This is a genomic window from Nocardiopsis trehalosi NBRC 14201 (genome assembly GCF_001552555.1).
GTDB classification, from domain to species: Bacteria; Actinomycetota; Actinomycetes; order Streptosporangiales; family Streptosporangiaceae; genus Nocardiopsis_B; species Nocardiopsis_B trehalosi.
In genome coordinates this window covers 26,221-50,421 of record NZ_BCRK01000001.1, presented here as the reverse complement: position 1 = coordinate 50,421, position 24,201 = coordinate 26,221, and the positions used below count along the sequence as shown (strand labels likewise).

The window sequence follows — 24,201 nt, the reverse complement described above, 5'->3', positions numbered from 1 at the left end:
CCGAGTCGGGAGACCGCTGGGCCGTCGGGTTCAAGGGGGGTGCGTCGTTCCTCCGTCACTCCGCCAGGGCCGCGCGGAGGAAATCGAGGATCTCCGCCTGGGCGGCCTCAGCTCGTAGTTCCACGCCGGGCAGAGTGAGGAACGCGTGCCGCGCTTCCGGGTATTCGGAAAGCCGAACGGAGGTCCCTGCCGCGCGCAGTCGCTCGGCGTAGCGGCGGCCGTGGTCGGCGACCGCGTCCTCGGTGGGCACCACCACGAGCGCCGGAGCCAGTCGGCTCAGGTCGTCCGCGTACAGCGGCGAGACTGCGCGGGCGTCGGCTCCCGGCGGGACGGCGAGCCGCTGGAACAGCCGCAGCAGCGGCAGGGCCGGGGTGGGGCTGTATGCGTACTCGGCGACGGAGGGGTGGTCGAACATCGTCCCGGTCACGTCGACCGCGGGGTTGACCAGCACCTGCGCCTTGAGCTCCAGCCCGGCCTCCCTGGCCCGGATGGCCGTCAGGGCGCTGATCAGCGCGCCGCAGCTCTCACCGAAGACGGCCGCGCGCGCCGGGTCGACGCCCCACTGCGCGGCGTGCCGCACCACATGCTGGACCACGTCCCAGCCGTCGTCGGCGGCGTTCGCGAGCGGAGTGCCGGCGTCGAGGAGGCGGTGCTCGACCGAGACGACGAGGGCGGGCAGGCGGGCGGCGAGGTGGCTGTTGGTCCAGTCGCACTGCACCGCTGTGCCCACGAAGCTGCCTCCGTGGACGTGGACCACGAGCGGCAGGTCGGTGCGGGCTGCGGTTTCGGCGGCTCCCGCCGGGGCCGGCCGGTACACGCGGACCGGCAGGTCGCGGCCGGGCAGCGCGATCTGCCGCCAGGCGATCGCGGCGCCGGGGTCCGGCTCTCCGAGGATCGCCCGCGCCGCGCTGGAGGCCCGCCAGTGGTTCTCCGCGTCGCGATAGGCGAGCAGTTCCTCGGTCGTGATCACCGAGTAGTCAGGCTCCGTCGGCCGCGTCGCGGTCGTGGTCTCGCTCATGTCTCCTTCTCCCCTCCCGGCCGGATTCCGGGTGTGGCGTTGTGGCCGGACACTGCATTGCCCTCATTATGCACGCAGTGCGTGCATCGGCAAGCGCGTAGGCTAGGCTGAGCACGGACGAGAGGGGCGGGATGACTGGCCGCAGGCGATGGTCGACCGAGGAGATCCTGGACACCGCGGCGGAACTGCTGCGCACGAGCGACGCCGAGTCGTTCAGCGTGCGCAAACTCGCCGCAGCGCTCGGGACCGACTCCTCCAGCCTCTACCGGCACTTCCGCAACAAGACCGAACTGCTCCGCGCGGTTGCCGACCGGATTCTGCTGGCCGCCATGGACGGCCACCACCCCGCGGGCGACTGGAAGCAGCGCATCACCACCCTGGCCCTACGCCTGCGTGAGGCCTTCGGCGAACAGCCCCAACTCGCAGGGGTGTGGGGGCACTACGGGTCCGGCGGCACCGGCTCCCGATTGGTCATGGAGGAGCTGCTGCAGGCCCTGCGCACGTCCGGCCTGCCCGACGCGGAGGTCCCGGCGCGCTACCACCGCATCGTGATCCTCCTCGCCGCGCTGATCGCCTCCGAGGCCGGTATCACCACCCTCACCCCCAAGAAGTACGAACAGGGCATGGAGCAGTTCCGTGTCGCGGTACTCGGCGCGGACCCCGAAAGCTTCCCCGCCCTGGCATACTTCGCCCGCGACATCCGCCCCCTCGGAGCAGATCGCCGCGCCGCATTCGATGAGATCCTCGCCGCCCACCTCGCCCACATCGAGGCCCGGATTCCCTGACGTGCCGGATGACGGATGCGATGCGGTCGGGTCACGCCGCCGCCGCAGGCCCATGGGAGGCCGGATGCAGGAGTGGCCGTACTGGAGCGGGGAGAGCCGGGCGATCGTTCAGAGCCGACGTTCTTCAGTCGTGGCAGCGGGTTGAAGCCGAGCATGTGGGCGATCTCCGTCTCCGCACATGGCACAGCGTCGGCAGCAGCGTGTACCGCACCGGCCCGCCAGTCCGCCATCAGCTTCTCCGACACGTCCCCGAACAGCTCCGGCGGAAGCTGGAGCCCGCGCACCCGCTGGAGCTTGTTCACCTCCGCCGGCAGGCTGTCCGCCGCGCCGGCGTCCTCGGCGATCAGGTCCTCCAGTCGGGACCGAGTCGGATCGGGATGTCGTCCGACCCCGCCGCCCCGGCCCGCCGACGGGTCACGCGGGGCCGGGCGGCAGGTGGACGGTCATGATCAGGTGGCAGGTCGCGGTGCCCGAACCGCGGTAGGTGTGGGGGGCGTCGCCGTCGAAGGTGGCGGTCTGCCCCGCCTCGACCGCGTGCTCGGTGCCGCCGACGGTCAGCGTCATCCGCCCGGCGGTGACGCTGACGGTCTCCACGACACCGGTCTGGTGCGGGTGGCTGCGGTACTCCTCGCCGGGTTCCAGTCTCCACCGCCACACCTCGGCCGGGGCCGGCCCCGAGGTGGTCAGCATGAGCCGGGCCTCACCACCGCGCTCGCCGGTCCACAGGGGCGGGGCGGCGTCGGCGCCCACCACCCGGACGCGCTGCCGGGGGCCGCCGTCCACCAGCGCGGACACGGAGACGCCGAGGGTGTCGGCGAGGCGGACCAGGGTGGCGAAGTTCGGGTTGCCCTGGGCGTTCTCCAGGGCGACCAGGGCCCCCTTGCTGACCTTGGCGCGGCGGCCGAGTTCGTCCAGGGACACACCGGCGCGGGTGCGGGCCGCGCGGACGTTGTGTGCGAGCGTCCGCAGTGCCGCCTCGGCCTCGGCCATCGGGTTCACCCTTTCGCGTAGCGGGGCGGCGCACCGCACGGCCCGCCGGTCCGCACCGCGTGGTCGGCCGGTTCGCGGCGGCCGGTCGGTGCGTTGTACGGTGTAGTCGTTCTGTTGATGGTAAGGGATGTACCACCTGTGACCGCTCCGCCTCCGGCGCCGACCGCGCCCATGCGCCGCCCGCCGCGCCACCGCCGGACGTCGGCGCCGGGGCCGGGGCCGGTCGAAACCGCCGAGCGTGTGCGCCGGTGTCGCGCGCCCATGCGCCGCGCCGGTGGCGGGCGTCGGCACCGGTCACCACCCGGCCCGCCGACCTCGCTCCCGCCGAGCGTGTGCGCCGGGCCGACTCACCGGCCGGGTCCGCCGCGCCGCCGCCGTCCTCCCCACCCGCACCCGACCCGCGGCCCCGGCCGCCGTCCTGGAACGGACCGCCCGATGACGACCTTCCACATCAGCCCCGCTGTCGCCGACGCCTTCCCCGACGCCCTCGTCGCCGTCGTCACCGCCACCGGCCTGCGCGGCGGCGAACCCTGGCCCGCCACCACCGCCGCCCTGGCCGACCTGGAGGCGCGGCTCGCCGAGGGCTCCTGGCACCCGGCCGACGAGAACGACCCCCGCATCGAGGCGTGGCACGCCGCCTACCGCGCCTTCGGCACCAACCCCCGCCGCGTCCGGCCCAGCGTCGACGCCCTGGGCCGCCGACTCGCGAAGAAGGGCTCCCTGCCCCGGATCAACCCGGCCGTCGACTCCTACAACGCCGTCTCCGTCCGCCACGGCCTGCCCGCCGGCGCCTTCGACCTCGACCAGGTCACCGGTGACGTCGAGATCCGCCACGCCGACGGTGACGAGTCCTTCACCCCGCTCGGTGAGCCCGGTACCGTCGAGAACCCCAAGCCCGGCGAGGTCGTCTACACCGACACCACCGGCGTGCTCACCCGGCACTGGAACCACCGCGACGCCCACCGCACCCGCGTCACCGAGGACTCCACCCGCGTCGCCTTCCTCCTGGAGACCGTCGCCGCCACCCGCGACGGGCACCTGCTCACGGCGGCGGCCGACGACCTGCGGGCCCTGCTCCGGCCGCACTGCGACGCGAGCACCGTGCACTACCTCGGCCCGGCCCGCGCCCGCACCACCGCCTGACCACCGCCCCGCCGGCCCGGCCGCATCAGGCACGAGGCCGGGGCGCACCGCAGGACCACCCGCACCCCCTTGGAGGTTCGCCGTGTTCACCGGACTGAGCGCCTTCCCGCTCACCCCCGTCGCCGGCAACGGCGGCGTCGACGAGCGGGCGTTCGCCGCGCTGGTCCGCCGGCTCGCCGCCGCCGGCGTCGATTCGATCGGGGCGCTCGGCTCCACCGGTTCCTACGCCTACCTGACCCGTGAGGAGCGAGCCCGCGTCGCCCGCCTCGCGGTCGAGCACGCCGACGGGGTGCCGGTCATCGTCGGCATCGGGGCGCTGCGCACCCGCCACGTGCTCCAGGCCGCCGAGGACGCGCAGAACGCCGGCGCGTCCGGCGTCCTGCTGGCGCCGGTGTCCTATCAGCCGCTGACCGACGAGGACGTCTTCGGCCTGTTCGAGGAGGTCACCGCGGCCCTGTCGGTCCCACTGGTGGTCTACGACAACCCCCGCACCACGCACTTCGCCTTCACCGACGAGCTGTACGCCCGGCTGGCCCGGCTGCCGCGGGTGGCCGCCCTCAAGATCCCCCCGCTTCCCGCCGACCCCGGATCGGCCCGGGCCCGGGTCGAGCACCTGCGCCGGCTCCTGCCCGACACCGTCGCGGTGGGGATCAGCGGAGACGCGGCGGCGGTCAGGGGTCTGAACGCGGGATGCGACGCCTGGTACTCGGTGCTCGCCGGGACCTTCCCCGAGCCGGCGCTCGCGCTCGTCCGCGCCGCGCAGGCCGGGCAGCACCGGTGGGCCGAAGAGGAGTCGCGCCGGCTCCAGCCCCTGTGGGACCTGTTCGCCCGGCACGGCGGTCTGCGGGTCGTCGCCGCGGCCGCCGCGCACCTGGGCCTGACCGCCCACCGCAACCTCCCGCTGCCGCTGCGCGGCCTGGACGCCGAGGAGCGCTCCCACCTCGCGACGGTGATCGAGCGGCTCCGGCTGCACACCTGACGGCCGACGGCCCGCCGCCCTCCTCGCGCACCCGGGAGGGCGGACGCCGCCCCAGCGGCGGGCGCCCCTCTCGCGCCCGCCCGCCTCCGCCGCCCGCACCGCCCGCGATGACCGGCCGCGACGCCGCGCGCGTGGCCGCTTGCGCGGGCCGTCTCGTGCTGCTGGCATTCGGGCACGGGAGCCCGACCAGCCGGTCTCCCCGCCGACCGCACCGCCGGGTGCTCACGCGGCCCGCGAACGCCGGAGGCGGACGGGCCCGCACCACCACAGGAGGACCCGCACCGATGAGCCTGCACATCACCACCGCCGCCGCCACCGACATCGACGCGTGCGCCCGCGTCATCGCCCGCGCCCTGGAGCAGGACCCCGTGCTCTACGACATCCTGCCCGGCGACCGCGACCGCCTCCACCGGCTCACCTTGTTCCATATCGCGGAACTGCGCACCGGCCCCGCCCGCAGCGGCGCCATCGACGTCGCCCGCTCCGACGACGACGACGGCGCGATCCTGGGGGTGGCCGCCTGGGAGGGGCCGCACCGACGCCGCACCGCCGACATCCGGCACCGCCTGCGGGCGCTGCCGCTGTACGCGCGCGCGATCGGGCTCCGCCACCTGGGCGCGGCGGCCTCGGCGCTGTCGCGGTTCGACGCGGTCCGGCCCCGCGTGGACCACTGGTACCTGGCCGACATCGCCGTCGACGGCCGGGCGCGTGGCCTGGGGGTCGGTTCCGCGCTGCTCGCCCACCGCCTGGCCGCCGTCGACCGGCACCGGCTGCCCGCCTTCCTTGAGGCCACCACACCGGGCAGTCGGCGGCTGTACGAGCGGTTCGGGTTCGCGGCGACGGAACGGGTCGCCATCCCCAGCGGCCCCATGGCCATGCTCCGGCCGGCCGCCGCACCCCCGTCCGACGGCGGCACCGCCGCCTGACCGTCCCGGGGACGTGCGGAGCCGGTGCGGTCACGCCCCTTCGGCGGGCGGAACCTCCCGAGGCGGGGCGGCGATCGGGCGGAAGAGGGTGGCGGGGGTGCGGCGCGGGCGGCGGCCGCCCCAGTGGGGCAGGCCCCCGGCGGCGCCGGGCAGGGTGAGTGCGGCGCGGATCGCGGCCGCCGAACCGCCCCGGCCCGGCTCGTGGCGGGGGTGCTGATCGCCCTGGTCAGGTGTCATGTGGCCATCATCGGGCCCGGACCCGGGATCGCGGGGGCGCCCCGCCGCCCATCGGCCGGACGAGGCTGGACCGCCCCGGCGCGCCGGCCCTCGGGCGGCGCGGGCGGCGGCCTCACGGTGCCGCGCGGAGGAGGCCGATGAGGCGGTCCAGGACGGCCCCGTCGCTCGTGCGCAGGCCGTCGTGGCGGTGGTCGCCGGTGATCCACGGCCGCAGGCCGCGGATGGTCCGGGCGGTGGCGACCGACAGGTCCCGGTCGAGGTACATGTCGTCCTCGTAGATGGCGGCCGCGACGGGCACGGTGGTGGCGCGCAGGCGGTCGACGTCGTAGAGGGCGGGCCAGGCCGCGCGCTCGGCGAGCACGTGCGCGGCCGCGCGGAACGGCCGCAGCGCCGGGTCGGTGTCGAACATCCAGGGGTAGATCATCTCCCCGGTGAACAGCACGGGCGCGCCCGAATCGAGCGCAGCGGCGGCGTCGAAGGCGGGGAACTCGTCCCGGACGCGGTGCGCCGACCAGCGTGTGGCGCCGTCCCCCTGGGCGTAGGTCGCCTCGTGCAGGAGGGAGTACAGCGGCCCGCCGGCGATGTCGGACAGCGCGCGGTCGACCCCGGCCAGGAAGGCGTCCGACGGCTCGGTCCCTCCGGTGAACGGGTCTTCGAGGAGGTAGTGCAGGCGCCGGCCGCCCCCGGTACCGCCGAGGAGGTTGCCCAGGGACTGGAAGGCCTCGACGGTCAGCAGCCGCCCGCTCGGCAGGACGGTCCGGTGGTCGCGCAGGTACCGGGCGACGGTGCGGGCCCGCTCGCCGTCACCCGGGAAGCGGTCGGCGTGCTCGGCGTTCGCGGCGATCACCCGGGGGTACAGCGCGCGGTAGACCTCGTCGGCGGAGGCGCTCACCCCGGGCAGCCCGCCGGTGATGAACGCCTCGGCCAGCCCCTCCGGGGCGAAGGAGAGGTAGGTGACCGCGCACAGGCCGCCGAAGCTCTGCCCCAGCACGCTCCACGGCCGGTCCCCGATGAGTGCCCGGCGGATCGCCTCGGCGTCGCGCACGATCGCGTCGGCGCGGAAGTGCGCCAGGTAGTGCGCCAGGGCGCGCGGATCACCGACCCGGCGCGGCAGCCGGCCGTCGACGGGGGTGGACCTGCCGGTGCCGCGCTGGTCCAGCAGCAGCACGCGGTAGTCGCGCGCGGCCCGGCGCAGCCAGCCCTCCCCGCCGAGCGGGCGGGGGGCGGCGGCGCCGGGGCCGCCGCCCAGGAAGAGCAGCCACGGCAGGTCCCGGTCCGCACGTGCGGCGTCGCGCACCTCACGCGCGTACACCCGGATGCGCCGGCCGTCGGGCCGGTCGTGGTCGAGCGGGACGGTGAAGGTGTGGTCGGCCGTCACCAGGCCGGATGGGCGGGGCGCCGCCATACCGCTGTTCCCTTCGGAGCGCCGGGCGGCGGTGCCGGGGCCTGTCAGGGCCTGCGGCCGTGGAAGGTGCGGCGCAGGTCGGCCACCCAGGCGTCGGGGTTCTCCCAGGGGATGAAGTGGCCGCCGTGGTCGTGGGCGGTGACGTTGACGTGGTTGAACCAGGCGGCCTGCGGACCGTTCCGGAACGCCGCGACGCGCTCGGCGGCGGTGTGGACGCCGGGCGGGTTCTCGTAGGTGACGAAGGTGAGGCCGACCGGGGCCTGCACGACCGGGGTGCGGTCGTGGGCGGGGGCCCAGGGGTAGCGGTTGGCGTTGGCGTAGTAGCGCAGCGACGTGGCGATGGAGTTGTTCGCCCAGTAGATCGTGGCGTGGGTGAGCAGGTCGTCCTTGCTGAAGACGGATTCGACGTCGCCGCCGTTGTCGCTCCAGGCGTTCCAGCGCTCCAGCAGCCAGGCGAGGAGCCCGGCGGGCGAGTCGCTCAGCCCGTGGGCGAGGGTGGCGCCGTCGAGCATGTGCACGTTGAGGTGGGTCGCCGAGCGGTGGTCCAGCTCGATGATCCGGGCGCGGACGTCGGCGGGCTGGTCGTCGGTCAGGGGCCGGTTCCGGGCGAAGTCCCAGGCCCGGGGGCCGTTGAAGAAGTCGAGCGGCAGCCCGGAGCCGATGTGGATGCCGTACAGCTCGTCGGCGTACTTGTGGCCGAGCTGGCTGGAGACGATCCCGCCGATGTCGCAGCCCCCGGCGGCGTACTTCGCGTACCCCAGGGTCTCGGTCATCAGGGTGTGCCAGAGGTCGGCGACCTTCCAGAAGTTGACGTCCGGGAAGCCGGTGAGCGGTCCTGGGAAACCGAAGCCGGGCAGCGACGGCACGATGACGTCGAAGGCGTCGGCGGGGTCGCCGCCGAACGCGGCCGGGTCGGCGAGCGGGTCGACCACCTTCGACCAGTGCCAGAACGTCCACGGCCAGCCGTGGGTGAGGATCAGCGGGATGGGGCGGGGGCCGCGGCCGGGCTTGCGCATGAAGTGCACCGGGACGCCGGCGACGTCCACCCGGTAGTGCTCGTAGGCGTTGACGGCGGCCTCGGCCTTGCGCCAGTCGAAGCCGTCCCGCCAGTAGGCGACCAGCTCGCGGAGGTAGGCCTCGGGGACGCCGTAGGACCAGTCGTCGTTCCCCTCGTCCAGCGGCGGACGGGTCGACGCCAGGCGGGCGCGCAGGTCGTCGAGTACCTCGTCGGGCACGTGGATCGGAGCGGGCTGCAAGGGGAAGGGCTGCGGGGTGCTCATCGCGGTGTTCCTCACTGGGCGTGCCGTCGGCGGACGGGCGGCGGGCAACGGCGAGCGCCCAGGAACACCGACATTTCCGGCGCAGAAGTGCGTCGCCAATACAACCACATCCACTGCCGGTCCCTCACGGGGATAACGGCGGACACGCCGTCCGGCCGGCCGGACGCCCCGTTACACCGGCTATCTCCGCGATCCCGCACGCCCGGCGCGGGGAACTGCCCGGCCTGGGCCACCCGGCCGCCGACAACGGCGGCGCCCACAACTCGTCGCGCAGCGCCTGCGCGCCTTCTTCCGCCGCTGATCACGGCCCCGGCCGGACCGCCGCAACGGACGTCCGGGCGTCCGGTGCCGGGAATCGGTGGACGGGCGCGGGGGGGCGGGGGCGGGCCCGGATAAGGTGCCCGGGACGACAACGGAGTCGACCGCCGTCCGCTGCGCCGGCGGCGGGGACGGGGAGTGAGGTGCGCGGTGGCCGGTGCGGCCGGGGTGGCCCGCAAGCAGGGGAGTACGGCGGACCTGAAGACCGCCCGGGGCAACCCGGACCGGAGCGTCTACTGCTACCGGCCCGATCCGCCGGGCGGTGAGCCCGGCATGTGGGCGCTGTGCACGTGGGACCGCGCCTCCGGCGCGCAGCGCCGGCTGACCGACCCCCGGCACGGCGTGACCGACGCCGCGATCTCGGCGGACGGCACGTGGGTGTACTGGTTCAAGCCGACCGGGCCCGGTTCCGAGGCGGGCTCCTGGGTCAAGCAGCCCTTCGACAGCGCACCCGGGGACGAGGTCCCCGTCGCCCCGGGGCTGCCGCCCGGGTGCCCGCGCGGGTACTCCGCCGCCGCCGGGGCGTTCGCCTTCGCCCTGGACTTCATCGGCGACCTGCCCCCGGACGGGAAGAGGTTCACCGTCTACGTCGCCGGAGCCGACGGCGCCGTCCGCCCGATCGCCGCCGACGACGACGTGATCCTGCACGCGGTGGCGCTCTCCGCGGACGGCCGACGGGTCGCCTTCGCCAACGGCCCCATCGGCGGCGAGTGGTCCGAGGTGCGCCGCACCTCCGACGGCGCCCGCGTCCGCGAGGTCGGCGACCGCGAGGGGGTCTCGGTCATCCCGGTGGAGTTCAGCCCGGACGCCCGCTCCCACGAACTGCTCCTGCTCTGCGAGGGCGAGGGCGCCGACCGGCGCGGCCTGATGGTGGCCGACGCCGACGACCCGTCCGACGAGCGGCGGCTGTCCACGACCGGGGTCGACGGCGAACTCGTCCACCGCTGGGCCTCGTGGTGGGTGACCGAGGCCCGGTACGCCCCGGACGGGCGGACCGTGGTCGGCGCGTTCTCGGACGGCTTCGACCACCGCGTCCACCGCTACGACCTCTCCCGCCCCCAGGACCCTCCGGCGCTCGTCGCCACGGAACCCGGCACCCTGCGGAACGTGACCGCCCGCCCGGACGGCGGCGTCGAGTACGAGTGGCGCAACGTCTTCACCTCGGGGGAGTACCGCTCCACCGGCGGCGGCCGGTTCCCGTTCCCCCGGGCCAAGCGGCCGGGCCTGCGCGAGCGCGACGCCCGCGTGGAGCGGCTGTGGACCGACGTCCCCGAGGGGCGGCTCTCCACCGTCGTGCTGACCCCGTCGGCGCCGCCGCCCCCGGGCGGATACCCGCTGCTCCTGGGCGTGCACGGCGGCCCGGTCAGCAACATCATCGACCAGCCCCTGCCGAAGCTGTACGAGGCCGCCGTCCAGGCGGGGGCCATGCTCGTCCTCCCCGACTACCTGGGGTCGGGCGGGTACGGCCGCGCCTGGCGCACGGGCATCTACGGCAAGGGCGGCACCACCGAACTGGACCACTTGCAGGCCGCCGTCGACGCCGTCGTGGCGCGCGGCGCCGCCGACCCCCGGCTGGCCGTGAACCCCGACCGCATGGCGGCCTACGGCTACTCCTACGGCGGCTTCCTCGCCACCCTCCTCATGACCCGGGGGTTCCCGGCGGCGGTCGTCGGCGCCCCCCTGCTCGACCCCGAGACCAACCACGCCGACCCCGCCGTGGCGGCCACCATGAAGCTCACCCACGAGATGCACCTCGGCGGGCCGCCGGACGCGTCCGAGGAGGTCCGCGCGGCCTGGCACCGGGCGTCGGCCCTGCGGCACGTCGACGGCATCACCGGAACGCTGCACGTCATCCGCTTCACCCTGGACTCGCGCTACGGCTACGCCCAGGCGAAGGCGTTCGAGGAGGAGGCCCGCCGGCTCGGCAAGGACAACATCACCTTCACCGACATCGTCGACGGGCACGACGGCGACCGGCGGTCGCCGGAGCTGGCGAAGAGCGTCGACAGGGTCGAGACCACGCGGCTGTTCGCCCTGCTCGGCCTCGGCCTCCCGCAGGATCCGTCCCTGCCCTCGGGCGCCCGCGCGACAGCGGACCTCGCCCCGGCCCGCCCCGTGGACGCGCTGCTGGGCAAGGACGCGGCCGGGCGCGGCCCCCGCCGCGACCCCGGGCTACCGCCCGGGCGCCGCCCCGGCGGAGGACCGGCGCCGCGGCCGCGCGCGAAGGGCTAGGCCCCCGCGGCGCGGTCAGGCGCCTCGGCGGACGTGGGCGCGGACCCCCTGCGGGTCGAACAGGACGAGCAGTTCGACCGCGCCGCCGTCGGCGCCGCCCAGCCAGTGCGGCAGCGAGGTGGTGAACTCGGCGGCCTCGCCGGGCGGCAGGACCAGGTCGCGCTCACCCACCACGAGGCGCAGGCGGCCGTTGAGCACGTACAGCCACTCGGAGCCCTCGTGCGTCTGCGGGTCCGGTTCGAGCGGCTCCGGCCGGGCGGGGATGATCATCTTGAACGCCTGCGTCCCGCCCGGCCGCCGCGACAGTGGGACGAAGACCATCCCGAACCGCCGGATCGGCTTCAGGTGGATGCGGGGGTCCCCGGTGCGCGGCGCGCCGACCAGGTCGTCCAGCGGCACGTCGTAGGTGCGGGCCAGCGGCAGCAGCAGTTCCAGGGTCGCCCGGCGCCGCCCGCCCTCCAGCCGGGACAGGGTGCTCTCCGAGATCCCGGTCGCCGCCGCGAGGGCGGCGAGGGTGATGCCGCGTTCGCGCCGCAGCGCGCGCAGCCGGGGCCCGACCACGTCGAGCACGTCCTCCGTCGCACCGTCCACGGGCCCATCTTGCCAGAACGGCAAGAACGCGTGCCGGATCGCCGCGTCCCCGGCGAGACTGGCCGCACCCCGACGGAAGGAACCCCGATGAGCAGCACCGACGACGCGGTCGCGTTCTGGGACGGCGTCTACGCGGCCCGGCCCGCCGCCACCGACCCCCGGCCGAACGTCCGCCTCACCGAGACGGCCACCGACCTGCCGCCCGGCCGCGCGCTGGACCTCGGCTGCGGCGCAGGCGGCGACGCCCTGTGGCTGGCCCGGCGCGGGTGGCGCGTCACCGCCGTCGACATCTCGGCCGTGGCGGTCGACCGGCTGACCGACCTCGCCCGCGCCCACGGCCTGGGCGACCGGGTCGCCGCCGAGCGGCACGACCTGGGCGCGTTCGCCCCGCAGGGGCCGTTCGACCTGGTCAGCGCCCACTACCTGCACACCCCCCTCGACCTGGACCGGGCCGGCGTCCTGCGCGCGGCCGCGCACGCCCTGGCCCCGGGCGGGCTGCTGCTCGTGGTCGACCACGGTTCGATCGCGCCGTGGTCGTGGAACCAGGACCCCGAGGCGCGGCACCCGACGCCGCACGAGGTCGCGGCGGGGATCGCCCTGGACCCGGCGGGCTGGACGGTCGAACGGGCCGACGCCCCCCGCCGGATCGCCACCGGCCCGGACGGGAGCACCGCCGAGGTCACCGACCACGTCCTGCTCGTCCGCCGCACCGCCTGACCGCCGCCCGCCCGCGACGAAGGAGACCACCATGCCCCCCGCCACGCGCCGCGCCGACACCCCGCCGCCCCGGACCGGGACCGGCGAGGCCGAGGTCCTGCGCGCCTTCCTCGACTACCTGCGCGCCTCGATCGCCGCGAAGGTCGAGGACGCCCCCGAACCGGGGGTCCGCGCGGCCGCGGTGCCGTCGGGCACCAACCTGCTCGGCCTGCTCACCCACCTGGACGCCGTCGAACGCGCGACCTTCCTCGGGGAGGAGGTCACCGACTGGCCGGCGACGTTCCGGGCCGCGCCCGGGGACGGCGCCGCCGACGTGGTCGCCCGCTACCGGGGCACGGTCGCGCGGGCCAACTTCGTCCTCGACGGGTGCGCCGACCTCCGGGCGCCGGTTCCCCGGCCGTGCCCCGGCCGCCCCGCGCCCAGCGTGCGGTGGGCGCTCGTCCACCTGATCGAGGAGACCGGCCGGCACGCCGGGCACGCCGACATCATCCGCGAACTGATCGACGGCGCGACCGGGCGCTGACCCCGCGCGGCCGCCGCCCCCGCTGTTAGGGCCGCGCCTCCCAGGCGATGTGCGGGGACAGCGCGCGCAGGAAGTCGGGGGCGTCGAACAGCGCCCCCGCCGAGACGGCGCCCGAGGTCCGGGCCCGCCCGGTGAGGACGCGGTCGACGGCCTCCACCACGAGCGGAGCGGTGACGGCGTAGATGTCCCGGCCGCGCGCCACCGCGCGCCGCTCCCGCCCGCCGGAGCGGACGACGACGTCCACGAGGAAGGTCTCGGCGGGGCGCCCGTCCGCCCCGGCCGGGGCGGACGCGTCCGCGCCCGACAGCTCCCGGGCGGCCTCGGCCGTCATGTAGGTGCGCACCTCCGGGACGGCCAGGTGGTGGGGGACGGTGACCACGTCGGCCATCGTGAACTCCCCGATGACGGTTCGCGGCCCCATCGGCTCGGGGAAGGGCCACTCCAGGGTGGGCGGGTCGTCGTGGCGGTACTCCAGCCGGCCGTTCGCGAAGCGGACGCGCCGGCCGCCCCGCCGCTCGCGGGAGACCGCGCCCGCGGCCACGGTCCCGGCGGTGGGGTGCCACCCGCTCAGCCCGTAGGCGACGTGCACCTCGTCGGCCGCCGTCCAGTCGCCCATCGCCGCCGTGGCCAGCAGGTCGCCGAGGCCGCCGAAGAAGGCCATCGCGGGCAGGACCACCGTCCCGGCGGCGCGGGCGCGGTCGGCGAACCGCGCGAGCGTGTCGGCGTTGGCCTCGATCTCGGCCGCCACGTCCACGTAGGGGATTCCGGCGCGCAGCGCCGCCTCGGCCACCGGGCCGGCGGTCGTGGCGAAGGGCCCGGCGCAGTTGACGACCGCCGCCGTCCCGGCCAGCGCGCGGTCGAGCGCCGCCGGGTCGTCGACCGCCGCCGGACGGGCCTCCGCCCCGGTGGCGGCGGCCGCCGCCTTCAGCCGGTCGGCGTCGCGGCCGGACAGGACCGGCGTGAACCCGCGCTCCCGCAGCCGCTCCACGACGAAGCGCCCGGTGTGGCCGTACGCGCCGTACACCGCCACCATCGGTCCTGTTCCCACGGGTCCTCCTCCGCTCGACCGGTCCGCCCTCGCGATCCGCCGTCGTGATCATCATGGCGGCGCCGGGCGCCGCCGACGAGTGTCCGGAACGCCATTGCTCGTACAATTCCGGACATGACCACCGTCGCGCTGGCCGTCACCGACGGCATGCTGCACCTGGAGCTGTCGCTGGCGTACGAGGTCTTCGGCACCGACCTGACCCACGTGGCCGATCCCTGGTACGACTTCGCGGTCTGCGGGGCGGGCGCGGTGCGCGTCGGCCGGTTCCTGGTGGAGCCCGACCACGGCCTGGACCACCTGGCGCGCGCGGACACGGTGATCGTCCCGGGCTGGGCCGACGTCGACGCCGCCCCGCCCGCCGACCTGGTCGACGCCGTGCGCGCGGCCCACGACGCGGGCGCGCGCGTGGCCTCCCTGTGCACGGGCGCGTTCGTGCTGGCCGCCGCCGGCCTGCTGGACGGGCGGCGCGCGACCACGCACTGGGCGCACACCCGCGCCCTCGCCGACCGCCACCCCCGGGTGCGCGTCGACCCGGACGTGCTCTACGTGGACGGCGGCAGCGTGCTGACCTCCGCCGGCAAGGCGGCGGCCATGGACCTGTGCCTGCACCTGGTCCGCCTCGACCACGGCGCGTCGATCGCCAACACGGTCGCCCGCCGCCTGGTCGTGCCGCCGCACCGCGACGGCGGCCAGGCCCAGTTCGTCACCGCCCCGCTGCCCGCCCCGGGCCACCACCCGCTCGCCGAGCTGCTGCCCTGGGTGATCGAGCGGCTGGACCGGCCGCTGACCGTGGCGGACCTGGCCCGGCGGGCGCGGATGAGCACGCGCACCCTGGGCCGGCACTTCCGGTCGGTCACCGGGACCACCCCGCTGCAATGGCTGCTGACCGAGCGCATCCGCCACGCCCAGGCGCTCCTGGAGACCACCGACGACGGCGTCGACGCCATCGCGGCGGCGACCGGCATGGGCACCGCCACGACGCTGCGCCGCAACTTCAACCGCGTCGTCGGCGTCCCCCCGGACACCTACCGCCGCACCTTCCGCGCCCGCACGGCCCCGGGCCCGGCGCTCCGCACCGGTTGAGCCGGCGGAATTCCGGCACCGCGCAGCCGGGGGAACGCTAGGGGCGGAGCGGGGGGAACGGGGTCGACGGGTCGGGGTCGCGGTAGCGGGGCGACTCCACCCACAGGGCCACGCCCGCACCGTCGCGCTGGACGACCGCCGTGTAGCGGAACCCCTCGGGGTCGCGGGCGGTGGCGTCGGCCGCCCCGTCGGGGTAGCGGCGCAGCGTCCCCGGCCAGCCCCGCGCCAGCCAGGCGGCGTGCAGGTCCGCCACCGCCCGGCCCGCCGCGCCCGCCCCGGCCGCGTACACGAAGTTCGCCGACGCCGTGTACACGGCCCCGTCCCCGGTGCCCGCCTCCGACGGTTCGGCGCGCGCCGTGTCGGCGAGCGTGAACTCCAGCGGCCCCGCCAGCAGCGCGCCGAGAGCGGCGCCGCGCTCCCGGACCTGCTCGGCGGCCGCCGCCTTGGCCTTGGTCTCCATGCCGTCCTCCTCCGTGTCGATATCCCTCGCCCGGCCGGCCTCAGTGGCGGGACCGCCGCTCCGGTCGGGGGGACCCCCGCCCGTGGCCGCGCCCGTCGGCCGCCGCATCCCGGTCGGCGCGGACGGGCCGCCCCGCCGCCGCCCCCCACCACTCGCCGAGCCGCGCCGGGCGCCCGATGCCGCGTTCGGCGGGGGCGGCCACCCGGTCCAGGAGGTTGCAGACGAGGTAGACGGCGCTGATGTAGGAGGCGGCGTCCTCCCGCGCATAGGCGTGGTGCCCGATCCGCCCGGAGTCGACCCGTCGGCCGCCGAACGACGGAGCGGCCGGGTTCGCCCCGTGCACCGCCGCCGGGGTGTACACGATCGGGTCGATCGGCGACCCGGCGGCGAAGAACCGGTCGGGGTCGATGTGCAGGTCGCGGACGGACTGGACGTGCCGCCCCATGCCCGGGGCGCCGCTGACCAGGACCGCGTCGGCCGGGAAGCCCGGGGTCGCGGAGAGGGCGTGGCCGAGGAGGACCGCGCCGTAACTGCGCGCGTAGACGGTCTGCCACGCGGGCGGGCCGTCGGCCCGCGCCGCCCGGAGGCCGTGCAGGAACCGGGTCAGCGCGGGGTGGCCGCGCCGGGCGAGCTCTTCGCCCAGCGCGTCCGGCACGATCCGGTCCGGCGTCTTGTAACCGAGCCAGTAGACGGTCGCGGTGGAGCCCGGCGCGCCGGTGACCGTGTCGGCGCGGCGGCGCATCCGGCGGGAGATGTCCATCCCGGGCACCAGGTACCGCTGGTCCCGGGTGTTGTTGCCCGTGCCGGGCACGAGGACGTTGACGTTGGCGGCGCGGTCGGGGTCGCCGAAGGCCACCGCGAGCTGCCCGTCCGTGGCGTCGGGGGCGCTCGGCGGCCGGAACAGCAGGAGCAGGGCGCGGTCGCGGGGGTCGGTGTCGGGCCCGCCGATCTCGGTGAGCAGTGCCCGCGCGCCCGGGTCGCCGGTACGGGCGATGTGGGCGGCGAGGACCGCCCGGTTGGCGCGGTCGCGCACGGCGGACGGCAGTCCGTCGAGGCCGCCGACGTCGGCGGGGCGCTCCGCGAGCAGCCGGTCGCGGTCGCCGTCGCCGAGGGCGTTCCACCATGCCCGGGCGTCGCCGGGCGCGCCACCCGTCGGCACCTCGGTCATGGCTGCTCCTCGTCTGCACGGGCGCGCCAGCACGCGGCCGCGCCTCTCGGGCCGGACGCGGATGATCTTGCCAGAGGTGCCGCCGCCGGGAGCCGGTGGGGCCGGGTGTCCCCGGGCCCACCGGCTCCCGCGGGCCGTTCCCGGCGAGCGGGCCGCTACCATCCTGATCCGGGGTGCCCTCCGGACCGGCCGGGGGGCGGCACGTGTGGGGGGCGCTGATGGCGGGGACGTCGGACGGGCAGGCGCCCACCGAAGGGCCGCGGAAGGCCGCCAAGAAGCCTACGGACGAAGAGGTGCTCGCCGAGGCGCTGCGGAAGGCCGCCGAGCAGCCCACCGAGGAGCTGCGGGAGCGGGCGCGCGAGCGCGCGCGCCGCGTCTACGCGCGCAAGGGCGTCGTGCAGATCGGCGCCTTCGGCGGCCTGTTCGGCATCCCCGTGGTCCTGGTCGCCCTGGAGGCAGTGGGGGCGCTGCCGGCGTGGGTGACCTCGGGCCCGCTCTCGCCGCTGCTGGCGGTGGGGATCGTCATGGCCGGCGTCTACGGGTGGGCCGAGGGGGCGCGCCGGTTCCTGCGCCTGCGCGACCGGATCGACGACCGGCGCTACGAGCGCCGGCAGCGGGCGTCCGCACCCACCACCACCGCAGACGCGCCCCGGGAGGCGGCCCCCGCCCCGGCCGCCGAGCGGCCGCACGCCGCCACTGCGCGGGAGCGGGTCGCCGCCGAGCCGCCGCGTTCCGCCACGGCCCCGATGACGCCGCCGGTCGCGGCCGCGCTCGCCCACCGCCCCCCGGCGGCGGACGCCGCCGCGCCACCCGCCCGAAAGGTCGACCTCCGCAAGCGCCCCCCGGCCCCGCGCCGCTGACCCCCGCCCCGGCCCGCCGCGGCCGCCGGTCCACCCAGGGCCTCCACGGGGGGCAGACGAGATAAGGCCGAAAGGGGCAACGGCCCGGTGAGACGGCCTTCTGCGCGGTCGAGGCGCCTTACACCCGGCCGACAACGCCACCACCGTTTCGGTGCCGACCGGCGCCAACGGCGCGGCCCGCGACGAGCCGTTCTACTTCCTGCTGCCCTGACGCCTCGGGGCCGGCCGCGCTGCGCGGCCGGCCCACCCCTCGGAGGTGACGGGTGCCACCGGCGACTTGGCCGCTAGAACTCGTCGTACCACTTGCCCGCGTCCTGGCCCTCCCGCGTCGCGTAGATGCCCTTCTTGCGCACGGGGACGGCCTCGCCGGGCAGGTCGACCTCCTCGAAGCGCCACGTCTGGTTGGGGGCGCTCCCGCGCTCCGCCGCGACGGCCCAGTACCCGCCGTCGCCGGAGGCCAGCAGGGTGGCGACCTTGTCCTCGTGCGGGCCCGGCCAGAACATCTTGTCGCGGGCCGTCCACTGGGTCTGGCCCTCCTGGCCCCAGCCCTGCAGGCCCAGCCCGACCGGTTTGGAGGCGCCGTCCAGGTGCCCGACGTGCAGGGAGAACGCGCTGCGAATGTCCTTGTCGGCGTTGACCAGGTGCCACCACGCCTCCCCGTAGCTCTCCAGCTCGCAGAAGAACCACGCCTCGGCCCGGTCGTGTCGGGGCCTGCGCACGGTCAGGACCTGGTCGTTGGTGTGGGAGTAGGGGATGAAGCCCTCTTCGCCGGTCAGGCGGTCGTGGGCCTTCTGGGCGCCGTGGGTGGTGCCCCCGTGCGCGGCGGCCAGGCACAGCCCGGTGCCCTCGTTGACGATGCGGAAGAACTTCGCGCTCGGAAACCCGTGACCCACGTGACTCCTCGGATGTGAATTGTTACTACCTGCGACGAGCTGAGGTTAGCAGCGCACCGGGCCGCCCGGCGCCGTTCCGGCCATCCGCCCCCCTCGGGAGCGCCTCCTCGCCGGTCAGGCGGCGAGGTCGCCGTCGAAGTCGACCCCGGCCAGCACGGGGTTGAACGCCTCGGGGGTGACGCCGAGTTCGTCGGTGGCATAGGCCCCGAAGCGGGTGAATTGGGCGCGCAGATACGGGGAGGGCGCGCCGAGGTCGGCGGGGGTGATCGTCCACCCCTCGGCGACCAGGCCGCGCACGACGTCGGCGATGTCCAGGGCGTTGTGGAAGACGACCAGGTTGGCCGGCAGGGTGTTGAGCTTGATGAGCTTCCCCTGCTCGGCGGGGTCGTTGTCGGCGAGGACCCCGTTGTCGCCGAACACCAGCCACTGGGCGAAGCCGTTGTAGGACTCGACCTTGTTGGTGGCCGCGGTGACGCGGACCCGCAGGGCGGGGTCGGCCAGGTAGCGCAGCAGCGCCACCGTGCGCACCGACCGGCCGACCTCGCGGAACACCTTGTAGACGCGGTTCTTGCGGGAGTTGGAGCGCAGCCGGCGCATCAGGGTGGCCGAAGGCAGCCGGCCCGCCGAGATGGACAGGGCGACCTGCATGAGGTCGCGCCAGTGCCGCTCGATCAGCCGCCAGTCGATGGTGTTGCGGCCCGCCTCGCCGTAGAGGCCGCCGGCGCGGGGGGTAGAGCGCGTGCTCGCAGGCGCGGAAGAAGGTGAGGTCGCGGAAGTTGCGGATGCGCGGCATCAGGTCGAACCCGAACAGGGTGGCCAGGGTGGGCGTTGACTTCGGCACGGATCCGGGCGGCCATCTCGCCCAGCGTGGTGAAGCCCGGCAGTTCCCGTGACGCCTCGATCAGGCGCTCCAGCGCGATGTTGATCAGGTCGGGCGGGTCGGTCTTGATGCGCGCGGCCTCCTCGATCGCAGCGGCGGCCACCGCGCGCGCCCGGCGCTGGTCATAGACGGCGCCCTGACGGACGCGGATCTGCCTGCGGTGCCAGGCCGCGGTGCGGCCGGCCCCGTGGTCGGGCTCCACGCCCGGCCCCAACTCCAGGCAGCGCCGCACGTGGTCGACCACCACCTCGGGGACCTCGCCGGGGCCGGGGAGGCGCGCCATCTCCTGGTAGCACTTCAGCGCCAGGACCAGCGCGAAGAAGGACTCGGGGGCGTGGGTGCGCTCGGCGGCCACGCCTTCTCCTCGGCGGTGGGGGTGAAGAACACGTGCAGGGTCCGGGCGGAGGTGAGTCGCTTGAACTGGGGGTAGGCCGTGCGCTCGATCGAGGTCACCGGCGGGCCCTCTCCGACCAGGGGGTACCGAACGCGGCACACGCTAGCGAGGACGAACAGGGCACCGGCGGCGGTTCACCGAATCGCAACCAAACGCACTCAGCTCATCACAGGTTGACGATTCCGAGGGCGCTGATCAGCCCGTTCCACTATTCCGGCGTACTTGGTCTGCCCCCTACACCGCGCCGCCGGTGTTGCGGATCATCCGCTGCAGCACCTTGACCGCGGTGACGTAGTCGGCGTCGTCCACGCCCTCGTGGATGCGGGAGCGGATCGCCGGGGCGTTCCGCTTGAGGTCGACGCGGGCCGCCTCGCCCGCCTCGGTGATGCGCAGCCGCCCCTCGCCGTCGCGGTCGAGCCATCCGCGCTCCAGCAGCACCTCGGCCTCCGCCGTGAGGTCGTCCTCGGGCCGCAGGTAGGCGGCCATGGCCCGGTCGAGTTCCGGCACGGTCCGGCCGTGTCCGTCGGGGGCGAGGTCGTGCACCGACAGGTTGCGCAGCAGCCAGAACTGCGGCTGGGTGTAGCCGAGTTCGGCCTGGCGCGCACGGGTGAACGCGATGAGGGCCTCGTAGGCGGCCCCGGTCCAGTAGGCGGCCGGCTGCGCGGCGAGCGCGGCGTCTTCGGTGGAGATGGTCCTCGTCATGTGCGGTGCCTTCCCGGAGCGTCCGATACGCCCACCGTAGAACCTCAACGATTGTTGAGGTCAAGGTGCGGACGCGTCCACCGCGACGGCGCACGGCACGGCCCCCGTACCGCGTCGCGGTCGGGGGCCGGGTGCCGGAGGGCCGGGGCGGTTCACGCGCCGGCGGAGGGGGAGGGGGCGGCCGGGGTGAGGCGCTTGGTGGTGCGGCGGAAGGCCCACACGACGACCAGCGCGGCCAGGGCCGTCAGCGGGAAGCCGGTGAGCGTGTCGGCGATCGCCAGCCCGGTCGTGGAGCCGGAGAGGTAGAGCCACTGGCGCACGATGAACCGGCCGGCGAGCACGGCCAGCACCGTGCCGGTGGCGAGGTCGTGGGCGAACCGGCTGGGGGCGTCGCCGCGCCAGTCGTGGGCACCGCCGTGCAGCGCGTTCCAGATGACGCCCGTCAGCGGCCGGCGCACCACCAGTGTGGCCAGGACCAGCACCGCGCCCGCCAGGGACGCCCAGATGCCGATGAGGAAGAAGTCGTCGGCCGACCCGGTCCACGCCGATACGCCGCCGGCCGCCGCGACGCCGAACACGCCGCCCATCGCCGACATGAACGCCTCGCCGCGCCACATCCGGAAAACCCCCAGCGCCACGGCCGCGGCGAGCGCCACCGCGATCGCCACCGTCAGGGTGGTGAAGGGCACCGCCGCCGCGAACCCCACGACCGGCAGCGTGGAGTACACCATGCCCCACGGCCCGCCCATGCCGTCGAGCACGGCCTGCCGGAGGTCGACGGGGCGCTCCTCCGCGGCGGCCGCGCCGGTGCCGCCGGCCGGGCGGGGGGTGTGCGGTCCGGTGCGGGGGTCGGTGTCGGGCCGGTCGGTGCGGTCGTGCTGCATGGCGATCATCACGCCTCCCTGGTGCGTACGGTCGGTCGGTTCCCCGGGGCCTCGGTCCGGTCGGGGCCGGTCCGGCGGCCGCCGGGGCATACTCCGATTCCACCGGAGGACGCCCTGACGCGGCAGTGCGGCCGTGTCACCATCGCGCCGTGACATTTTCGTGCCGGAGGCATGACGTGGCGTCACTGATGCCCGCCCGGCCGTAGCCACACGCTGAGCGTCCGCGCGGGGGGCACGGCGGCCGCGCCCCGCACCGGCCGCACGCCGGCTCTCCTCCGGGCGGGCCGCCCGCGACGCGGTCCCGCCCGCCCGGTCCGCCGGCCGGGTCAGACCGCCGAGCCGCCGTACAGCACCTCCCGCTCCCAGCGCCCGCGCGGCTGGATGTGCAGCCGCCAGTAGTGCTCGGCGATGTCGTCCGGGTCGAACGCGGTGCCCGGCGCCACCGGGCCGGCGACGGTGACGCTGGCCGCGTGCACGCCGGCCGGACCGTACGCCTGGTCGACCATGTCCACCAGGGTCCGCACCCCGGCCTTGCCGAGGGAGAGGGTGAGGTACTCCGCCTTCGGCTCCGGCATGCCGCCGGTGACGAGGAAGGTCCCGCCCCCGCGCCGCGCCATCCCCGGGGCCGCGTGCGCGGCCGCGGTGAACGCCCCGACCACGTTGACCGCCCACGCGTCCAGGTGGTCGCGCGTGGAGAGCCCGCCGAACGTGTCCGGCCGGATGAGCGCCGCGTTGTAGACGACGGCATCGGGCGGCCCGACCTCGGCGGCCGCCGCGTCCAGGGCCGCGCGCAGCGCCGCCTCGTCGGCGGCGTCCGCGGTCTGCCGGGACACCGGGACGCCGAAGGGGGCGAGGTCCCCGGCCGTCCCGTCGAGCGTCGCCGCGCTGCGGGCGACGAGCGCGACCGGCAGGCCCTCCCGCGCGAACCGCCGGGCGACCGACCGACCGATCCCCGGCCCCGCCCCGATGACCACCACTCCCGGCATGACCGCCTCCTCCATGCTTTTCCGCTGACGGCGGGAGACTAGGGGTTCACATCGATGTGAGGTCAAGCCGGAGGGGCGGCCGGACACCCGCGTTGCCACCCGGTGAACAGCGGACGGCCGTAGGGACAATGGGCGCCCGCTCCCGCCCGTCCGGCGCGGCCCGGTGCTAATCTCACCGTCCCGAAGCCCCGGACCCGCCTCGGTGCCGGGGCGGCGGCCCGGCCCGAGGGGAGGCGGCCATCAGATCCCTGCTGCGCTACCGGGTGGGCATCCGCACCGGCATCCTCGGCATGGCGGCGATGCTCGGGGTCTCCGGCGACTACATCGGCACCCTCGACGGCTCGGCCTGGTACCAGCGCGGCTGGATGATCGCGGTGGCGCTGGTGCTCTTCGGCGCGCACGTCGGCGTGGAGATGCTGAACACGCGGGAGGACCGCCGGCTCGCCCGCGCCCTGGACGACGCCCGCGACCGGCTGGAGGAGGCCGAGGAGGACCTGGACCGGCTGCACGCCCAGCGCGACGAGCTGTCCCGCAGCGTCGCCGCGCTGCGCGCGGAGTCGGAGATCGACAAGGCGCGGCTGAAGCGCACCGCCCAGGAGTCCGACGGCCTCGCCTGGCTCGTCAGCGACCGGGGCCGGGCCGCGCTGGACGGCCTGCGCGACTTCGCCGACCACCTGGCCGTCGCGCACGGGACCGACGACAGCCGCGCGCAGGTGCTGCGCCGCCGCGAGCAGCACCGGGACGCGGCCGCGCCCGCCCCGCTGCGCCGGGTCGTCCCGCGCGTGGCCCTCCAGCTCGCCGCCGGGCTCCTGGCGGCGCTGGCCTTCGGCGCGGTGGTCTACGGGATCGAGGTGTACCTCGACTGACCGGGCGCCGCCCGCCCGGGCGGCACCGATCGGGTGAGGGGAACGGAGAGCACCCGGGCGGCGCGGTGCCGCACCGGTCGACGGCCACCTGCCGTGGCCCCGCACGGAAGGTGCGCGAACATGCGTGAACGGTTCCGCCTCGCGTGGACGGCGCTCGTCATCGGGGCGGTGGTGCCGGCCGCCGCCGGGTGCGGCCTCCAGGCCACCGAGACGGTCGACATCGTCGGCTTCACCAGCGCCCACGGGGAGGCCTGCACGTCCCTGGTGGTCATCTCGGGGACCGACGGCGAGTACGTCCGCGAAGGCGACGAGACCGAGAGCAGCCTCGACTGCGAGTCCCCGCCGCCGGACCGCGCCCCGGTCGACCGGGACCGGCGGTCCCTGGTCGACCCCGACCCCGAACGGGACTGGGACCAGCCGCAGCTGCTCACCGCGACCGACGCGCACGGGCGCGCGTGCACCCTGGTCGCGATGGTGCTGGCCAGCGGGCAGGTGGACGAGACGACGATCGACTGCGACTACCCGCCCGAGGGCCGCACGCCCGGCCCGGCCTCGCGGGGGCTGCCGCCCGACCCCGATCCCGAATCCGACCCCGACCGCGTGAGCGTCGCGACCTTCGCCGACGGCCACGGCCGCGCCTGCACCACCTCCACGGCCACGGGCGGGATCGGCGTCGAGATCGCGCTGAGCTGCGAGTACGACGACGGGGAGGCCGCGCGGACCGAGCCCGCAGAGACCGTGATGCCCCGCTGAACGGCCCCGCTGCGTCCCCGGCCCGCGCCGCGCGCGGCCGCCGCCACCCCGCCGGCCCCGGACGCGCGGGGGCGGGAGCG

General features: G+C 75.9%; 25 protein-coding genes and 2 pseudogenes. 11 read left to right on the top strand and 16 right to left on the bottom strand.

Going from position 1 to position 24,201, the window contains the following annotated elements:
• Positions 1 to 55: 55 nt before the first annotated feature.
• Complete coding sequence (locus tag NT8_RS00240) at positions 56 to 1,018, bottom strand: alpha/beta hydrolase (protein WP_067962501.1); 963 nt, start codon at positions 1,016 to 1,018, stop codon at positions 56 to 58.
• Between the two features lie 131 nt (positions 1,019 to 1,149).
• On the opposite strand from NT8_RS00240, the gene NT8_RS00235 reads away from it, so the two are divergent.
• Positions 1,150 to 1,803, top strand: a complete 654-nt coding sequence (locus NT8_RS00235) for a TetR/AcrR family transcriptional regulator (RefSeq protein ID WP_067962499.1) — start codon at positions 1,150 to 1,152, stop codon at positions 1,801 to 1,803.
• Positions 1,804 to 2,217: 414 nt separating this feature from the next.
• Here NT8_RS00235 and NT8_RS00230 read toward each other — a convergent pair whose 3' ends face one another.
• Positions 2,218 to 2,793 carry a helix-turn-helix domain-containing protein gene (locus tag NT8_RS00230; protein ID WP_067962497.1) on the bottom strand — a complete coding sequence of 192 codons (576 nt, stop codon included), beginning with the start codon at positions 2,791 to 2,793 and terminating at the stop codon, positions 2,218 to 2,220.
• A 435-nt stretch (positions 2,794 to 3,228) separates the two neighbouring features.
• On the opposite strand from NT8_RS00230, the gene NT8_RS00225 reads away from it, so the two are divergent.
• From NT8_RS00225 to NT8_RS00215, 3 genes are all read left to right on the top strand, one after another.
• A complete protein-coding gene (locus tag NT8_RS00225) occupies positions 3,229 to 3,936 on the top strand; it encodes a B3/B4 domain-containing protein (RefSeq protein WP_067962494.1) in 708 nt (235 codons plus the stop codon).
• A gap of 82 nt (positions 3,937 to 4,018) precedes the next feature.
• A complete protein-coding gene (locus tag NT8_RS00220; RefSeq protein ID WP_067962491.1) occupies positions 4,019 to 4,915 on the top strand; it encodes a dihydrodipicolinate synthase family protein in 897 nt (298 codons plus the stop codon).
• A gap of 284 nt (positions 4,916 to 5,199) precedes the next feature.
• Positions 5,200 to 5,841 (top strand): GNAT family N-acetyltransferase, encoded by a 642-nt coding sequence (locus NT8_RS00215; protein ID WP_067962488.1) that lies wholly within the window; start codon positions 5,200 to 5,202, stop codon positions 5,839 to 5,841.
• Positions 5,842 to 5,871: 30 nt separating this feature from the next.
• On the opposite strand, the gene NT8_RS00210 is transcribed toward NT8_RS00215, so the two are convergent.
• The 3 genes from NT8_RS00210 to NT8_RS00200 all read right to left on the bottom strand — a co-directional run bounded on the left by NT8_RS00210 (position 5,872) and on the right by NT8_RS00200 (position 8,763).
• Positions 5,872 to 6,078, bottom strand: a complete 207-nt coding sequence (locus tag NT8_RS00210) for a hypothetical protein (protein ID WP_067962471.1) — start codon at positions 6,076 to 6,078, stop codon at positions 5,872 to 5,874.
• A gap of 112 nt (positions 6,079 to 6,190) precedes the next feature.
• Positions 6,191 to 7,483 carry an alpha/beta fold hydrolase gene (locus NT8_RS00205; protein ID WP_067962468.1) on the bottom strand — a complete coding sequence of 431 codons (1,293 nt, stop codon included), beginning with the start codon at positions 7,481 to 7,483 and terminating at the stop codon, positions 6,191 to 6,193.
• A 44-nt stretch (positions 7,484 to 7,527) separates the two neighbouring features.
• Positions 7,528 to 8,763 (bottom strand): epoxide hydrolase family protein, encoded by a 1,236-nt coding sequence (locus tag NT8_RS00200; protein WP_067962466.1) that lies wholly within the window; start codon positions 8,761 to 8,763, stop codon positions 7,528 to 7,530.
• Between the two features lie 468 nt (positions 8,764 to 9,231).
• On the opposite strand from NT8_RS00200, the gene NT8_RS00195 reads away from it, so the two are divergent.
• A complete protein-coding gene (locus NT8_RS00195; protein WP_067962462.1) occupies positions 9,232 to 11,313 on the top strand; it encodes a prolyl oligopeptidase family serine peptidase in 2,082 nt (693 codons plus the stop codon).
• 15 nt (positions 11,314 to 11,328) lie between these two features.
• On the opposite strand, the gene NT8_RS00190 is transcribed toward NT8_RS00195, so the two are convergent.
• On the bottom strand, positions 11,329 to 11,904 hold the full coding sequence (locus NT8_RS00190) for a helix-turn-helix domain-containing protein (RefSeq protein ID WP_067962460.1): 576 nt from the start codon (positions 11,902 to 11,904) through the stop codon (positions 11,329 to 11,331).
• Between the two features lie 87 nt (positions 11,905 to 11,991).
• On the opposite strand from NT8_RS00190, the gene NT8_RS00185 reads away from it, so the two are divergent.
• Entirely contained in the window at positions 11,992 to 12,621 is a 630-nt protein-coding gene (locus NT8_RS00185) for an SAM-dependent methyltransferase (protein ID WP_067962458.1), read from the top strand.
• 31 nt (positions 12,622 to 12,652) lie between these two features.
• Positions 12,653 to 13,144 (top strand): DinB family protein, encoded by a 492-nt coding sequence (locus tag NT8_RS00180; RefSeq protein WP_067962455.1) that lies wholly within the window; start codon positions 12,653 to 12,655, stop codon positions 13,142 to 13,144.
• 25 nt (positions 13,145 to 13,169) lie between these two features.
• Here NT8_RS00180 and NT8_RS00175 read toward each other — a convergent pair whose 3' ends face one another.
• Positions 13,170 to 14,192, bottom strand: a complete 1,023-nt coding sequence (locus tag NT8_RS00175) for a saccharopine dehydrogenase NADP-binding domain-containing protein (RefSeq protein ID WP_067962453.1) — start codon at positions 14,190 to 14,192, stop codon at positions 13,170 to 13,172.
• A 114-nt stretch (positions 14,193 to 14,306) separates the two neighbouring features.
• Here NT8_RS00175 and NT8_RS00170 point away from each other — a divergent pair, with 114 nt between their 5' ends.
• The gene (locus NT8_RS00170; RefSeq protein WP_067962452.1) at positions 14,307 to 15,275 is read left to right on the top strand and encodes a helix-turn-helix domain-containing protein; all 969 of its coding nucleotides are present in this window, start codon (positions 14,307 to 14,309) and stop codon (positions 15,273 to 15,275) included.
• Positions 15,276 to 15,312: 37 nt separating this feature from the next.
• Here the strand turns inward: NT8_RS00170 and NT8_RS00165 are convergent, their stop codons facing one another.
• Both NT8_RS00165 and NT8_RS00160 read right to left on the bottom strand, forming a co-directional pair.
• On the bottom strand, positions 15,313 to 15,735 hold the full coding sequence (locus NT8_RS00165) for a hypothetical protein (RefSeq protein WP_067962449.1): 423 nt from the start codon (positions 15,733 to 15,735) through the stop codon (positions 15,313 to 15,315).
• A gap of 40 nt (positions 15,736 to 15,775) precedes the next feature.
• Entirely contained in the window at positions 15,776 to 16,903 is a 1,128-nt protein-coding gene (locus NT8_RS00160; RefSeq protein WP_067962447.1) for an alpha/beta hydrolase, read from the bottom strand.
• Positions 16,904 to 17,076: 173 nt separating this feature from the next.
• On the opposite strand from NT8_RS00160, the gene NT8_RS00155 reads away from it, so the two are divergent.
• Positions 17,077 to 17,763: a hypothetical protein gene (locus tag NT8_RS00155; RefSeq protein ID WP_157515420.1), complete on the top strand. Its 687-nt coding sequence runs from the start codon at positions 17,077 to 17,079 to the stop codon at positions 17,761 to 17,763.
• A 284-nt stretch (positions 17,764 to 18,047) separates the two neighbouring features.
• On the opposite strand, the gene NT8_RS00150 is transcribed toward NT8_RS00155, so the two are convergent.
• The 7 genes and pseudogenes from NT8_RS00150 to NT8_RS00125 form a co-directional block, all read right to left on the bottom strand.
• Entirely contained in the window at positions 18,048 to 18,656 is a 609-nt protein-coding gene (locus NT8_RS00150) for a hypothetical protein (RefSeq protein WP_067962441.1), read from the bottom strand.
• Positions 18,657 to 18,770: 114 nt separating this feature from the next.
• A pseudogene (locus tag NT8_RS28190) lies at positions 18,771 to 19,479 on the bottom strand (Tn3 family transposase); the annotation flags it as partial.
• Between the two features lie 34 nt (positions 19,480 to 19,513).
• Positions 19,514 to 19,891: pseudogene (locus NT8_RS00140) on the bottom strand (DUF4158 domain-containing protein); the annotation flags it as partial.
• Entirely contained in the window at positions 19,834 to 19,989 is a 156-nt protein-coding gene (locus NT8_RS31570; RefSeq protein ID WP_449406606.1) for a hypothetical protein, read from the bottom strand. The pseudogene NT8_RS00140 and the gene NT8_RS31570, both read right to left, overlap by 58 nt.
• Before the next feature lie 175 nt (positions 19,990 to 20,164).
• On the bottom strand, positions 20,165 to 20,632 hold the full coding sequence (locus tag NT8_RS00135; protein WP_067962435.1) for a transposase: 468 nt from the start codon (positions 20,630 to 20,632) through the stop codon (positions 20,165 to 20,167).
• A gap of 152 nt (positions 20,633 to 20,784) precedes the next feature.
• Positions 20,785 to 21,525 carry a DUF3159 domain-containing protein gene (locus NT8_RS00130; RefSeq protein ID WP_245645972.1) on the bottom strand — a complete coding sequence of 247 codons (741 nt, stop codon included), beginning with the start codon at positions 21,523 to 21,525 and terminating at the stop codon, positions 20,785 to 20,787.
• Between the two features lie 317 nt (positions 21,526 to 21,842).
• A complete protein-coding gene (locus NT8_RS00125) occupies positions 21,843 to 22,502 on the bottom strand; it encodes an SDR family NAD(P)-dependent oxidoreductase (RefSeq protein ID WP_067962715.1) in 660 nt (219 codons plus the stop codon).
• Between the two features lie 263 nt (positions 22,503 to 22,765).
• Between NT8_RS00125 and NT8_RS00120 the strand changes: the two genes are divergently transcribed.
• Both NT8_RS00120 and NT8_RS00115 read left to right on the top strand, forming a co-directional pair.
• Positions 22,766 to 23,368, top strand: a complete 603-nt coding sequence (locus tag NT8_RS00120) for a hypothetical protein (protein WP_067962428.1) — start codon at positions 22,766 to 22,768, stop codon at positions 23,366 to 23,368.
• 120 nt (positions 23,369 to 23,488) lie between these two features.
• Positions 23,489 to 24,121: a hypothetical protein gene (locus tag NT8_RS00115; protein WP_067962425.1), complete on the top strand. Its 633-nt coding sequence runs from the start codon at positions 23,489 to 23,491 to the stop codon at positions 24,119 to 24,121.
• The last annotated feature ends 80 nt before the right edge of the window (positions 24,122 to 24,201 follow it).